This window comes from Flavobacterium sp. HJ-32-4, from assembly GCF_022532105.1.
GTDB lineage: Bacteria > Bacteroidota > Bacteroidia > Flavobacteriales > Flavobacteriaceae > Flavobacterium.
On record NZ_CP092832.1, the window covers coordinates 920,104 to 934,424 of the forward strand.

At 48.7% G+C, this 14,321-nt stretch carries 14 protein-coding genes; 3 read left to right on the forward strand and 11 right to left on the reverse strand.

Annotation, left to right across the window (positions count from 1 at the left end; genetic code table 11):
• Positions 1-5 precede the first annotated feature (5 nt).
• From MKO97_RS03710 to MKO97_RS03725, 4 genes are all read right to left on the reverse strand, one after another.
• Positions 6-1,007, reverse strand: a complete 1,002-nt coding sequence (locus MKO97_RS03710) for a VWA domain-containing protein (protein WP_241104725.1) — start codon at positions 1,005-1,007, stop codon at positions 6-8.
• Entirely contained in the window at positions 1,004-2,644 is a 1,641-nt protein-coding gene (locus tag MKO97_RS03715; RefSeq protein ID WP_241104726.1) for a BatD family protein, read from the reverse strand. Before MKO97_RS03715 ends, MKO97_RS03710 begins: the two co-directional genes overlap by 4 nt.
• Before the next feature lie 4 nt (positions 2,645-2,648).
• Entirely contained in the window at positions 2,649-3,515 is an 867-nt protein-coding gene (locus MKO97_RS03720; protein WP_241104727.1) for a DUF58 domain-containing protein, read from the reverse strand.
• A 93-nt stretch (positions 3,516-3,608) separates the two neighbouring features.
• Positions 3,609-4,613 carry a MoxR family ATPase gene (locus MKO97_RS03725; protein ID WP_241104728.1) on the reverse strand — a complete coding sequence of 335 codons (1,005 nt, stop codon included), beginning with the start codon at positions 4,611-4,613 and terminating at the stop codon, positions 3,609-3,611.
• Positions 4,614-4,773: 160 nt separating this feature from the next.
• Between MKO97_RS03725 and MKO97_RS03730 the strand changes: the two genes are divergently transcribed.
• The 3 genes from MKO97_RS03730 to MKO97_RS03740 are packed head-to-tail and all read left to right on the forward strand — an operon-like array spanning position 4,774 to position 7,539.
• Positions 4,774-5,643 carry an aldo/keto reductase family oxidoreductase gene (locus MKO97_RS03730; RefSeq protein WP_256463649.1) on the forward strand — a complete coding sequence of 290 codons (870 nt, stop codon included), beginning with the start codon at positions 4,774-4,776 and terminating at the stop codon, positions 5,641-5,643.
• Positions 5,644-5,647: 4 nt separating this feature from the next.
• Entirely contained in the window at positions 5,648-6,400 is a 753-nt protein-coding gene (locus MKO97_RS03735) for an SDR family NAD(P)-dependent oxidoreductase (RefSeq protein ID WP_241104729.1), read from the forward strand.
• On the forward strand, positions 6,397-7,539 hold the full coding sequence (locus MKO97_RS03740; RefSeq protein WP_241104730.1) for an ATP-binding protein: 1,143 nt from the start codon (positions 6,397-6,399) through the stop codon (positions 7,537-7,539). The genes MKO97_RS03735 and MKO97_RS03740 overlap by 4 nt, the downstream gene beginning before the upstream one ends.
• Here the strand turns inward: MKO97_RS03740 and MKO97_RS03745 are convergent, their stop codons facing one another.
• The 7 genes from MKO97_RS03745 to MKO97_RS03775 form a co-directional block, all read right to left on the reverse strand.
• Positions 7,540-7,941: a hypothetical protein gene (locus tag MKO97_RS03745; protein ID WP_241104731.1), complete on the reverse strand. Its 402-nt coding sequence runs from the start codon at positions 7,939-7,941 to the stop codon at positions 7,540-7,542.
• A gap of 10 nt (positions 7,942-7,951) precedes the next feature.
• The gene (locus MKO97_RS03750; RefSeq protein ID WP_241104732.1) at positions 7,952-8,686 is read right to left on the reverse strand and encodes a hypothetical protein; all 735 of its coding nucleotides are present in this window, start codon (positions 8,684-8,686) and stop codon (positions 7,952-7,954) included.
• A 96-nt stretch (positions 8,687-8,782) separates the two neighbouring features.
• Positions 8,783-9,454: a hypothetical protein gene (locus MKO97_RS03755; protein WP_241104733.1), complete on the reverse strand. Its 672-nt coding sequence runs from the start codon at positions 9,452-9,454 to the stop codon at positions 8,783-8,785.
• Positions 9,455-9,524: 70 nt separating this feature from the next.
• Positions 9,525-10,025: a hypothetical protein gene (locus tag MKO97_RS03760; protein ID WP_241104734.1), complete on the reverse strand. Its 501-nt coding sequence runs from the start codon at positions 10,023-10,025 to the stop codon at positions 9,525-9,527.
• Positions 10,026-10,141: 116 nt separating this feature from the next.
• Positions 10,142-10,804: a response regulator gene (locus tag MKO97_RS03765; RefSeq protein WP_241104735.1), complete on the reverse strand. Its 663-nt coding sequence runs from the start codon at positions 10,802-10,804 to the stop codon at positions 10,142-10,144.
• A gap of 5 nt (positions 10,805-10,809) precedes the next feature.
• A complete protein-coding gene (locus MKO97_RS03770; protein WP_241104736.1) occupies positions 10,810-12,756 on the reverse strand; it encodes an ATP-binding protein in 1,947 nt (648 codons plus the stop codon).
• Between the two features lie 163 nt (positions 12,757-12,919).
• Positions 12,920-14,218, reverse strand: coding sequence for a sensor histidine kinase (locus MKO97_RS03775; protein WP_241104737.1), 1,299 nt, complete (start codon positions 14,216-14,218; stop codon positions 12,920-12,922).
• Positions 14,219-14,321 lie beyond the last annotated feature (103 nt).

A 14,321-nucleotide genomic window follows, 5' to 3' on the forward strand; every position in this document is an offset into this window, starting at 1 on the left:
AGCCATCAGATAAAGCTCCGTAAGAGCGTTTTTCGAGCCACAATTTCAATCAGCAATAAGGCAAAAGCCGCAAGGGCAAACGGACGGAATTGCTCGTCATAATCATAGAATTTCAACTCCTGTATTTCCGAGGTCTCCAGCTTGTTGATTTCCTGGTAAATTTCCTCCAGACGGCTGTTGCTGGTGGCCCGGAAATACTTCCCGCCGGTTTTTCGGGCGATGTCGCGCATCAGTTTCTCGTCGATTTCCACCTGCGCCATCCGGAAGATAAAGTTGCCCCGCGCGTCGATGGCCGCCGGTGTTTCTGCCGTTCCGTTGGTGCCGAGTCCGATCGTATACACCTTGATGCCGTATTCACGCGCAATGTCAGACGCATCTTCCGGCGTGATAAACCCGGTATTGTTGACACCGTCCGTCAGAAGGATGACAATCCGGCTCTTGGCCTTGCTGTCTTTTACACGGTTGACCGCCGTAGCGAGTCCCATTCCGATTGCGGTACCGTCGTTAAGGGTCCGGTCGTAATTGGTTTTGGCCAGGGCGTCCAGCACAACGGCTTTGTCGCTTGTGACGGGAGTTCGGGTGTAGGCCTCTCCCGCATACACCACCAATCCGATGCGGTCGTTCGGACGCTCGTTGATGAACTTGGCCGCGACTTTCTTTAATGATTCGATCCGGTTGGGCTTCAGGTCACGCGCCAGCATACTGGCCGAGATGTCCATCGAAATGACGATGTCGATGCCTTTCGTGGTTTTCGTTTTACTGCTCACATCCACAGTCCGCGGACGTGCCATCGCCGTGATCAATAAGGCAATGGCGACTATTCGGAAGGCGAAAAGGGTCCAGTTCAGCACTGACCACACGGTACCTTTGCCCGCGAAGCCCGAAAGCGACGGCATCCGTAACGTAGCCGACTGCCGACGGCGCTGCCAGATTTGCCAGGCCACGAGCGGCGGAATCGCCAACAGCAGCCAGAACAATTGCGGATACATGAAGGTTACCTGTGTCATGACTTTGGAAGGACTTTGAGTTCGATTGATTTCATGACACGTTCGAAGATTTTCTTCCCGTATTCATCGCCTTCGCCATACTGTACGAAAACCTGTTGCAAGCCGCCTTCCTGCGTAAAGAGGAACACTTCGTAACACAGTTTCGACTTCTTACCGGTCAGCGGATTTACATGGTCGAATGTGCCAAAGCCGTGGGTTCCATCTATACCGGATTTGGTGCTGAAGGCTTCTTTTTTGACTACGATATTCTGTGCTTTGCCGGCGGTTTGGAGGTAGGTAACCGTATTCTCGAGCACTTTGTCGGCATCAAACGTTACGGCCTGTTTCTCCTTCCGGGTAGAGACCACGATGGAGAACTCATCGAGCACACTTCCATAGGCAAAGGTCTGCATTTCACGCAGCGTCGCCATTCCTTCTTTCGGCATCGTCTGCGCCAGGTCGAGCCGTTTCAGGATGCGGGGTGTTTCGATGTAAACCGGCGGATTGCCGTATTCGCTCGACACCCATTCACCTTCCCATAATTCACGTGTAGGATGCCCCAGCACTTTGTCTTTTATGAACTCTGGTCCTTTTATGAACAAGAGTATAATAAGCGACAGCATGAGGACGCCTACCGATGCGCCCACACCAATCAGGATGCGGCGTTGTTTTTTCTTTTTCAGGGCCCTTTCGCGCATCATCCTCGATAACTCACTTTCCCCTTCCTCAATCACGGCAACCGGCACCGCTTTGTGGATCTGGAGGATGGTCTTCTCGATACGTTTCTTGTCGTCTTCGATTTCGAAGTCGATGGGTTTTGATTTGGCAAATTTCACAAGATCCGCCTGGCGAAGTACTTTCTCCAGGTTTTCAAGCGTTTCCGGCGTCAGCTTCATGTTCTTCCGGCGCGCTTCACGGCGGAGGCTGTCGATGACTTCACTCGTGGTACTCTCCATTGCCGGGACGTTGATTTCCTCCTCGATATAGGTACGTGCGATATTGGTCAGCTCCGAATAGTAATCCTTCACCTCTCCTTTTTGCCATAACGCCTTTTGGTCGAGTTGTTGCAGCAGGGCAGTGGCTTTTTCGATCGGGGATTTATAAACCGCCTGTCCGAGTTTCGTCTTCTGTCGTTTTTTAATCAGGTAGTAAACGCCCACTCCGACGCCGCCCAATACAAGCAGCAGGGCAAGTGCCACGATGATCCAAAGCCAACGCCTCCAGTCAGAGGGCGCCTCGATGATCGGTTTGATGTCATACATCTTCTGTTGGAGGGTGTCGACCTTTACGCCTCCCACCTCGAGTCGCACGCTGTCGGAAAAGTACGGTTTGCCATTGATGGTGACCTTCAGCGGTGGGATGGTAAATTTCCCGCTGTCGAATTGGGTGAGGCCGTATTTGCGAACGAGGTCGTAATTGCCGCCTTTCCGGATGGTATCGGTTTTATAGTTACGGATGACTTCCAGTGGTCCGAAGGCCCGGCCGTGCGGGAACACCACTTTGGCCATCGTATCGGCCGTGGCGGTAAGCGTCAGGTTGAACTGCGCGCCGATTTTATGGCGGGTGGTGTCGATATGCGTCGTGACCTTTTGGGCCGACAGGGTGCCAACCATCAAAAGGGCCCATCCGGCCAGGATCGATTTCAATTTCGATGTCATATCGTTATCCCCTTGATTTGAAGTATCCTAATAACTTAGTCACGTAGCTTTCATCCGTCCGGGCGCTGATGGTGCCGGCGCCGCATTTTTTGAAGATATCGGAAAAGTACGCCACTTTCGAGGCATAATACGCTTCGTATTTCATCCGCACCGACCTCGATCCGGTCTGCACCAACTGGACGGCACCGGTTTCGGCGTCGACCATCGGCACGAGTCCCAGATTCGGGATTTTGGTTTCCCTCACGTCATAAATGCGGATGCCGGTGATGTCATGGCGTTTGGCCGCGATTTTCAACGGTTGGTCATATGGTTCCGACAGGAAGTCAGAGATGATGAACGTGATGGCCTTTTTCTTCATGACGCCCGAAAGGAAGCGAATGGCCTGTCCGATATCCGTGCGATGGCTTTTAGGCTCGAACTCAATGAGTTCACGAATGATGCGCAACACGTGCGATTTTCCTTTTTTAGGCGGAATATAGAGTTCGATTTGGTCGGAAAACAGGATGAGTCCGATTTTGTCATTGTTGTTCATCGCCGAGAACGCCAGCGTTGCCGCTATTTCGGTGATGGTGTCGCGTTTGAACTGGTTCTGCGTGCCGAAACTCTCCGATCCGCTGATGTCGACCACCAGCATCATCGTGAGTTCCCGTTCTTCCTCAAAAACCTTCACGAACGGTTCGTTATAGCGCGCGGTTACGTTCCAGTCGATGGCGCGCACGTCGTCGCCGAACTGGTATTGGCGCACCTCCGAGAACGTCATACCACGGCCTTTGAACGACGTGTGGTATTCACCCGAGAAGATGTGATCACTCAGGCGACGGGTTTTGATCTCGATTTTGCGGACCTTCTTTAAAAGCTCTTTCGTATCCATATATGAGGTCGTTGCTGCGACTGCTTACTGCGACTGCGTGACTGCCTACTGCGACTGCCCACTGCCTACTAATTACTGCGACTGCCTACTGATTTATGGTACTTCGACTTCGTTTACGATCTTGTTGATGATGTCTACCGACGTTACGTTTTCGGCTTCCGCTTCGTAGGTCACGCCGATACGGTGGCGCAACACATCGTGCACGACCGCACGTACGTCTTCTGGTATGACGTAACCCCGACGTTTGATGAAGGCGTAGCACTTCGCCGCGGTTGCGAGGTTGATACTACCCCGTGGTGAAGCGCCGAAACCGATAAGTGGTTTGATTTTTTCGAGTTTGTATTTTTCAGGGAAACGGGTGGCGAAGATGATGTCGAGGATGTATTTCTCGATTTTTTCGTCCATATATACTTCCCGGACGGCTTCCTGTGCACGCAGGATTTGCTCAAGTGAAATCACCTGCTGTACTTTTTCGAAAGCGCCTTTCAGGTTTTGGCGGATCACCAGTCGCTCTTCGTCCATCTTCGGATAATCGATGACGACTTTCAACATGAAGCGGTCGACCTGGGCTTCCGGTAACGGATAAGTACCTTCCTGCTCAATCGGGTTTTGGGTCGCGAGCACGAGGAAAGGCCTGTCGAGTTTAAACGACGTATCACCAATGGTCACCTGCTTTTCCTGCATGGCTTCCAGTAGGGCCGACTGCACCTTTGCCGGTGCCCGGTTGATCTCATCCGCCAGTACGAAGTTGGCGAAGATGGGTCCTTTCTTGATCGAGAACTCGTTTTGTTTGATGTTGTAGATCATGGTTCCGACTACGTCAGCCGGAAGGAGGTCAGGCGTAAACTGTATACGGCTGAAGGAACCGTGTACGGCCTGTGACAGGGTGTTGATCGCGAGGGTTTTGGCAAGTCCCGGAACGCCCTCCAGCAGGATGTGGCCTTGTCCGAGCAATCCGATCAAAAGGCGCTCGACCATTTGTTTCTGGCCGACGATCACCTTATTCATTTCCATGGTCAGCAAATCGATAAAGGCACTCTCCCTTTCGATTTTCTCATTGATTGCCCTAATGTCAGTAGAGGCAGTGACTTCTTCCATAACTTCTTTCTTTATATATCCCGTTGCAATAGCGGTGCAAATTGTTTCTTTTTTCAGCAGGGCGAAGTTAAAGTAACGTTAAAAAAATCAGCCGCTCCCACCCCTTAAGGAGGAATTGTGAATTTGTTTTTATAATTTTAAGAACTTTAAAAAAAATACCTTGAAAACTGCGTTATCGCCCGTGATTGCTGGTACGATGAACTGGGGAGCATGGGACAAAAAACTGGGTGCGCGGGAGATGGCGCACGTCATCAATGTCTGTCTCGAAAATGGCATTTCAACATTTGATCATGCCGATATTTATGGAGGATATACTACAGAGAAGGATTTCGGCGTTGCGTTTGCCCAAAGTGGCCTCCAGCGCGAGCGAATCCAGATCGTGACCAAGTGTGGGATCCAACATCTGTCGCCCAACCGGACCAACCGGATCAAACATTATAATTACGACCGCGACTACATCATCTGGTCGGTTGAAAACTCCCTCAAAAACCTGCAGACCGACTACGTCGACGTATTGTTGTTGCATCGCCCGAGTCCGTTGATGGTGGCCGATGAAATCGCAGAGGCGGTCGGGCAATTGAAGAAAGACGGTAAGATCCTTGAATTCGGACTTTCGAATTTCACCTCGTCCCAAACCGAACTCATCCGGCAAAAGACCGAGGTATCCTACAATCAAATTCAGTTTTCAGCTACGCAGCATGAAGCCATGCTTGACGGCAGCCTTGATTATATGCAGGTCAATGGCATCCGCCCGATGTCGTGGAATCCACTCGGGACCGTTTTTCGTGAGGACAACGCACAGACACGGCGACTCAAAAAACTGCTGGCCGGTTTGGTAGACAAATACCATTTTGGCTCCGATACGCTCTTGCTTGCCTGGATACTGCAGCATCCGGCTGGGATTATCCCGATTGCCGGCACCGTGAATACGGCCCGGATACAATTGCTGATGAAAGCGACGGAATTGCAGTTAGACCGCGAAGATTGGTTTGCCATCTGGGCGGAAAGTATGGGACACGATGTTCCGTAACGATATGAAAACAGCACTCATAACAGGCGCTACCAGCGGCATCGGGCGCGCTACGGCCCAGCGTTTTGCCGAGCACGGCATCCGGCTGATTATATGCGGACGAAGGGAAGACCGCCTGTCAGAACTTCAGGCTGAATTGGGCGTGTTGACCGATGTAACGACGCTTTCGTTTGATATCCGTGACAAGGCCGCCGTGTTCGAATCGGTGGCGTCGCTACCGGAAACCTTTTCCCAGATTGATATATTGGTCAACAATGCGGGGAATGCCCACGGACTGGAACCGATCCAGGACGGCGATACCGATGATTGGGACGCGATGATCGACGGCAACGTAAAGGGACTTCTCTATATCTCCCGTGCCGTATTGCCGGGAATGGTGGCCCGCCGCTCAGGTCATGTCATCAACATCGGATCGATTTCGGGGAAAGAAGTATATGCGAACGGTACCGTATATTGTGCTACCAAGTTTGCGGTCGATGCGTTAAACCGCGGCATGCGCCTAGATCTCAATGCAGTGGGAATTCGTGTCGGCGCCATCCATCCCGGGATGGTGGAAACCGAGTTTTCGGAAGTACGCTTTAAAGGCGATACCACCCGCGCCCAATCTGTCTACCAGGGGTTACAACCCTTGCGGCCGGAAGACATTGCCGACGTCATTCATTTTGTCGTCACCCGTCCGTACCATGTGAATATTGCGGATTTGCTCATATTGCCTACCGCACAGGCGTCGACCACGATGGTAAACCGACAGCCATGATCAACAAGCGCCTTCTTATCAAAAACCTACTGGCGCACAACGACGAGTCGAGTTTTTACGATAAGAAACGGCAATTGAACCTACACACCAAAGAGGGAAAGGCGAAGTTCCTCAAACACATTTGTGCGCTTTCCAATGCGAATCCGGCCAACAACTCGTATATAGTAGTCGGAGTAGAAGACCATGACAATGCCATTGTAGGCGACGACTTCTTCGATGACAGCCGCATCCAGAACCTGGTGAATGCGTTTTTGGAGCATCCGCCTAAAATACAATACGAGAACGTCCCGTTTCCCAACCTGCCAAAAGACAAAGTCGTCGGACTGGTGACGATCCGACCGAAGAAAAACACCTCGTTTTTCCGCAAGGGCATCCACACCATTCCGATGGGGACGATCTTCACCCGGATCGGCAGCAATTCAATTCCAGTGGAAGTAGCGCCGCCGAAGAATTTCCAGAATACCGAGACCGTCATCAGTATCGAGAACAATTCCCGTAACAGCATCGGCCACACGCTCGATGGCGTGATTGATTTTATGAACAACCGTCACCGGGATATGGCACCGCGCTATCGCGTTTTCAAAGAACTGTTCGTCATCTGTTGGGCCGGCGTAGCCAAACGGGTCAAAGACAAAACCTATTTATCGCGCGTTGATATTGAACTCATCAACGAGCAGGTAAAGCTCTTTTATTCCGCCCTTGATGAGGTGTCGATCGAGTATGACGACGACCGCTTCGTGATTACGGAGTACGTACCGCTCGGACTTCACGACAAAACCAGCTACTATCCGCTGGAACAGCAGGAGATCCGGTTTTTCGACAACGGCTATTACAAGATTGAAAGCCGCATGCTCTTCGAACCGCCCCAGTACAACCGGAAGATGCTGCACCACATCTACAACGCCAACCTGTCGCTATTGGCGAAACTACAGAAGGGGACCACACTTTCAGAGGCGGAGAAGCGCGACATGGAGTTCGTGCCCTCCACCCTCATGATCTGTTACCTCAATGGCTTTGAAGACGCCAAACAGAAACTGGTGGACGCCAAACCGCTGTTGAAAGCCTTTGACGATCCGACCGTGTACCTCGGCTTCAAAGAGTCGATGCGGATTTTGAGGAAGATGAAGTATGACCGGTGATTACTCTTCTTTTTTGAGGGTAATGATGACATCATCCTCGAATTTGTATTCCCCCTTTTTGTAAATGTCTTTGTTGGAAAGCAATACCGTGTAGGTATAGATCCCTTTCGGGATATTGAACACGCACTCCTTTCCATCGTTCTGCACCACGAGTTCTCGGGATACACTGTTTCCCTTGGCATCTTCGCCTTCCAGGGTAAAGGTGATTTTATCGGCAAGTTTGTTTTTGACACAAATGCTGGTTACGACCGATGCGTCGTTGACCTTTTTTGCTTTGGCGCTTTTCAGGATCGAAAAGCCACCGAGGATGAGTTCGCCCGCCTTTATGGCGGTTTCAGCAGTAGATTGCGGGTGGGCGTATAAAAAAGTAATTGTGGCGAGTAAGGAATAAAGTGTTTTCATGGCATTTATTTCAATAGTAATTTTTGCGTTTCTGACGGACCCAGGTGGAGTCCTTTTCTTTCAGCAACTTGAAGAAACCCTTACTGTGGGCCGCACCATAAAGAATGGCAACTTTTTTAGCCTTAAGCGAATCAAAAACCGAGACAATCCTTTTATTTCTCAATGTCTCAATTAAATAGGCGGCTTCTTTGATGTTGGGTTTACTGCATTTGTATTTTTTGTTTTTGGCTGTTTTCCAGTCACAATCCGTGAGCAGGATTTCACCCCGCTCCATTTCGTATGTCTTTATTAAATCGTCGAGGCGGTAATCCGCCCATATATCGGTTTTCGGATCCACACCTGTATTTTCGTATGATTGTGGAATAAAGTCTTTGGCACTTCTGGGAAGGCCTAAATTCTTGTTTTCCTCTTTATCTGTGTAATCCGTCACGTAAACTCCCGTCAGTTTTCGTATTTTTCGCAGGTAACGGTCAGACTGTATACTGTCGTCAGGTGTTTTTGCCATTGCCCGGATCTCTTCAAACAGCAGTACATAACCACGCTTTTTCAAACTGTCAACCGTAAATTGTACATCCTTGAAATACGCCGGTGTTCCGAGGTGTTTCCCTTCAATAAACACAATTTCGCGGTCACCGCTTTTGTAGTGTTCGATATGTACATCATTAGCGAACAGCGCGACGCCAGGCGGGAAAGCGGTACAGGATAATAAAAGGAGGACACAGAAAGAAAAAAGAGTAGTTCTCATAACGTGTTAGTGTGAGTCTAAATTGAGTTTATGCTAATAAAAATCGAATTTTATCTGGCCTTCGGACTTGTGAACGAATCGATCTTCAGCTCTGGATTAATAGTAGTTCTTTCTCGGCTGGTGTACCCAAGAGGAGTCTTTCTTATGTAATAGATACAAGAATCCTTGCTTATGGGCTGCTCCGTACAGAATTGCAACTTTATCTCGCTGAATGGAATCCACGACGTGCAACAGCCTTTTGTTACGAAGCGTTATTAGTAAGTAGTCTGCGGCAGATTTATTGATAGAAGCACATTTGTATTTCTCATTTTTGCCTGTGGTCCAATCGCATTCGGTCAGGGCGATTTCTCCCCGTTCGGCTTCGTATCGGTCGATGTTTTCATATAGCGTGTAGTCCCCCCAAACATCTTTTGCTCGGTCAATTCCGGTGTTTTCTACGGTTTGAGCGACCAGTCCCTTTATCTTAGGAATCCTTAAAGACTTATTGTCTTTTGCATCAGAGTAGTCGCCGTAATAAATGCCCGTAATCCGACGCAACTTCCGTTTGTAACGATCTACTAATACAGTGTCTGCCAATGAAGACATAACAGCCCTGTTCTCCTCGTAAACGATTGTATACCCTTCCCTTTTTAGACTATCGATAGTGAACTTTATATCTGCGTAAAATTCCGGGCGTCCGATGTGGATGGCATCGATGTAAATCAAATCCCGATTTCCACTTTTGTAGTGATCGAAGTGAACTTGCTTCTGATTCAAGGCAAAATGCAAGATGATTGATTTACATGATGTAAAGACAAGGCAGACAAAGAACAAGGCTGTGAATGTCCTCATACATTTCTTAGCTTATACTTTTTACAATTGATTTGATCAGCGCAGGAATTACAGCGTTTACAACCGCTGAACCAATAGCGTTCATAAAACAACCAAATTTACAGGCACCTCGTCCGGGCAGTTTTGTGCCGTCCGGAGCGGTATACGTTTTCATGCAATCTTCTATGCATCTCGCGTAATTGAAGTCAGGGTCGCCGTCTCCATCTGAGGTAAACACGCGTTCATATGTCACAAAGAAGTTGGAGTCGATTATTTTCCCATCCACAAGTTCTTTTGAAAACTCAGCGGATACAATCCCCAATCCGGTCTCCGGAACCGCAAGGCGCACTTTTCCATTTACTGACCGCCCGTCTTTATAAACAAAGGTCACGTCGGCCGTTAATGTTTCAAAGTTCTTAGACGTACTCTGCAACGTCTTAGGCAATGCCATTTTCACAAAAGTAGTTTGCGCGGCGGCGAAGGCACTGATGGCTACGGTAGCCACCAGGCTCAGAAAAAGATTTTTCATGGTGTACATAATTAAAGGTTACATTTTGTTTTTGTGTCGGCACTTCCCGGGCTGTCCGACGATGTAAAACTACCCAAGGTCGGACGATTGATTTTACGGGAAAACCGTACAAAATGTTAAATGTAACCCCGCTCCCGCGCTTCCCTGACGATGTCTTCGTCGGTGCCTTTTGCGATGCCGAAATAGTCCTTGATGCTGGCTTTTCGTTTTTCAACAGCACTCTGCGACAGCTTGACCATATCCGGGATGTTCTTGGTGCGGATACCTTGCGCCAATAGCTGGATAATCTGGCGGTTGTAGCTGTCGAGGTAGTCGCTTTTGGCTACCACGTTTCGAAGATTCGCTGCAGCCGTGGCGGTCATATAGGTTTTTCCAGCCAGTACCGTATCAAACGCCGTCAACAAGTCATTGGCTGAAAAATCACTCTTTATCATGAGTCCTTCCGGCGCGCAGGCCTTCATGATATTGTAAAGGATAAACGCTTCCGAATGCGACGTCATGAGGATGATTTTGACCTTCGGATAACGCGTCCGCGCCAGTGCACCGAGGTCTTCACCGTTCATGATTTTCTGCTGCGGGTAGGGGGGGAGGCTCCAATCAAGGCAGATGACGTCGAAAGGAGGGCGGCTTTCGGGTTGTGTCAAGAGGTGAAACGCCTCCTCGCAACTGTAGGCTTCCGTAAAATGCAGGTCATGACCGGTGTCGAGAAAACTCAGGATACTCTTGTAGCCTTCAATCTGGGTGGGGTGGTCGTCGATTAACAAAACATGTAATTTCATGGCAGTTATGATTTAAGTGGAAGAATAAAGACCAAGGTAGTACCCCCTCCTTGCATTGATTTTATTTTAAATGATCCGCCTTGCTGCCGGATGCGTGTTTCCATATTGGTAAGTCCGAGACCTTTTTTGATGGCCGATGGCGTAAAACCGACCCCATCATCCGTCACTACCACCCATAAATGTTGTTTGCGTTGTCTCAGGGTGATGTGGGCCGTTTTCGCCTGCGCGTATTTCCGGATGTTGGTAAGGGCCTCCTGCAACACCCGATACAATTGTATTTTGACCGTATTGGGAATGGCATCCCATTGAATAGCCACATCCAAATCGAGATGAAACTGTGTGGTTGACACCTCCTTTGCTGACTGCATCAGCGTGCGTAAAAGGGCACTGAACGAATGGTCTTCCCCAAACAGATCGTTTTCCAGGTCATAGGCAATAGAACGTATTTCCTTTTCGACCTCCTGAATTTTGTCGATGTGACCCAGGCATTTCGAAACCGTCTCCGGATCGTTGCGCTTGTTGAGTACGAACAGATTGAGGCGAATTCCTGAGAGTTTCCCCATCACACCGTCATGCAGTTCCTGTGAAATGCGGCGCTTTTCGAGTTTACGGCCTTCCTCGACTTTCTCCTGTTGCTGTTGCAGGAGTTGGAAAATCTCGTCATCGGCCGCCTGCCGTTCGCGCAGCAATTGTACCTCCTTTTTCCGGGCCCGGTAATGGCGGGCGAACAATCCGCCCAACAGCAGCACTCCTACAGAAGACGCGCCGATGGTGATCTTTTGGTTTTGGGTAAGGAGGTGTTGGTTTTGCTCTTTGAGTTCGGCGGTTTGGTATTCGATGGCGCTGAATTGCCCCCTTAGCTTTAATGCTTCCCTATCTATGGAATCGCGTAGCATAATATAATCGGTCGCGTGCTTTTGAAGATTCCGGGCGTTACATTTGATCAACTCCGAAAGGCACTTCAGGCGCTCGTGGGGTAATCTTTTTTCCTGAGCAATTTGCAACGCGCTATTTAATGCGTCTAGCTGCTTTTTTCCCCTATTTATATAGGCATAATATTCAGCTTGGTTTATCTTACATCCGATGAGTAACCTGTAGTCATTGAATCGATATCCTGACTCAATAGCATTTTTATTTACTTGGATAGAATATCCCCTGCCTGACCTGAGAAAAGCAATATTTTTATTTTCCGTAAGAAGTGCCTCCACATCCGAATAATTTGGGAAAAGATAAGGGCACTTTAGGCCATTATCAAAACAAGCTATTGCTTTGTCAAATTGCTCCTGCGATAAATATAAGCCCCCAAGATTGTTGAAGTAGAGACCTTTAATACCGAGTGTTTTCTTACTCGCATACCTAACGTTTAAGATAGCATTTCGAAAGGACTGAATTGCTTTTTCATATTGCCCATTATTTTGTTGAACAAGGGCGCAATAATTCCAAAACGCGTGTCGATAGGATTTATTCCCTTTAGAAAGTTGTAAGCTTCGATAAGCCAAAGACTCGCATTTTTGAAATTGTCCATATTCAAGGTACAAATCAAGCCTGCGGATCACCGTGCTAAAGTACCCGTCGTGGTCTTGACTCAAAGTATAGAGTCGCTCCGCTTTAAAATATTTCTCACAGGCCTTTACCGGTCGAGAAGTTTTTGTGAAATAATCCCCTAAATAAACAAGTGCTTTCGCTTTATCGGTTTTGTTTTGTAGACATGCGGAAGACAACAGAATATTGAGAATGCATTCATATCGCTCCAATTCTCCCATGTTCCAATACCGATTCGCGACCCGAAACATGTTCTTCACATAAATAGAATCTTTAGGAAGCGTTTCAACAAGCGCCTTCGCCCGATTGGCACTGCGTTTGCGCACAGGCAGGTCGGCACTATCAGTATTCGCGACGGTGAAGTAATATTCGAGGCTGTCCATTTTTTGAAATGAGGCAACAGGCTTCATATCAGGCGTACAAGTCCCTGACAGAAAGCCTAATAGAAGTAGTGCGACAAACGAAAAAAGGCGCATGAGCTTCAAATAACGCACGCATAGCGCACGAGTAAGAGTAAAGCTACAAAAAACAATAATAGTAGCGCTACGGTTTTCCCGTAAAAAACAATCGGACTTAGGTGGTAACGGGCAGTGTAAAAATCAATGTAGTGCCTTGGCTTTCCTTCGATTTCAGTTTGAAAGCACCGCCTTGTCGTCGGATGCGTGTTTCCATATTGGTAAGTCCAAGTCCTTTTTTGATGGACGAGGGCGTAAAACCGATCCCGTCATCCTTCACCACCGCCCACAAATGTTGTTTGCGTTGCCTCAGGGTGATGTGTACTTCTTTCGCCTTCGCGTATTTCCGGATGTTGGTAAGGGCCTCCTGCAACACCCGATACAGTTGTATTTTCACCGTGTTCGGAATCGCGTCCCATTGAATCGCCGCATCCAAATCGAGATGGAATTGGGTGGTCGACACCTCCTTTGCTGACTGCACCAGCGTACGCAACAGGGCACTGAACGAACGATCTTCCCCAAACAGGTCGTTTTCGAGGTCATAGGCAATAGAACGTATTTCTTTCTCGACCTCCTGGATTTTGTCGATATGACTTAGGCATTTCGAAACCGTCTCCGGATCACTCCGCTTGTTGAGCACGAACAGATTGAGGCGAATTCCCGAGAGTTTCCCCATCACACCGTCATGCAATTCCTGTGAGATACGGCGCTTTTCAAGTTTACGTCCTTCCTCCACTTTCTCCTGTTGCTGTTGCAGGAGTTGGAAAATCTCGTCATCGGCCGCTTGGCGTTCGCGCAGTAATTGTACCTCCTTTTTCCGGGCCCGGTAATGGCGGGCGAACAATCCGCCCAATAACAGCACTCCAACAGAAGACGCGCCGATGGTGATCTTTTGGTTTTGGGTAAGGAGTTGCTGGTTTTGCTCTTTGAGTTCGGAGGTTTGGTATTCAATCTGCGCAAATTTGTTGCGGTTTCGCCGTTCGGCGAGTTGGAGAGAGTCGGAGAGCGTCAGGTAATCCGTCAGGAGGTTTTCGTTACGGCAGTCATGCTCCAACGCCGTTCGCAAAATCTCAGGCAACCGAGAGGTCAGTTTTTTCTCCCGACAAAGAACTAAAAGCGAATCGATGATTTGCAGGCCTTGCTTCCGCTGTCGGTTTTGGAAATAATAGATGGCCTGGTGTAGTTTGCAGTCTGTCATGCCAGAGTATTCGTTGAGGATTTTATATAGTTGGAAGGCACGCTCGCTATCTCTCATTGAGTAACGCCCCGTCATATAAAAGCGGCTGAAGTTCCTTTGCTCGAGTAACGCGGCATATCCGTCTGAATCATTTTCAGTTTTCGCTTTATCCGATAAAGCGGTATGACAGATTTCGTAGGCTCGGCGGTAGTTTTTGCGCGCAATTTCTACTGAGGCCATATTATTAAGGTAGGTAAATTCTAGTCCCTGATGTTTCGTTTCACCATAACGCTTTAAAGTTGTTAGTGCCTTTGAGAAAAAAAGGGCTGATTTATAAGGCTCA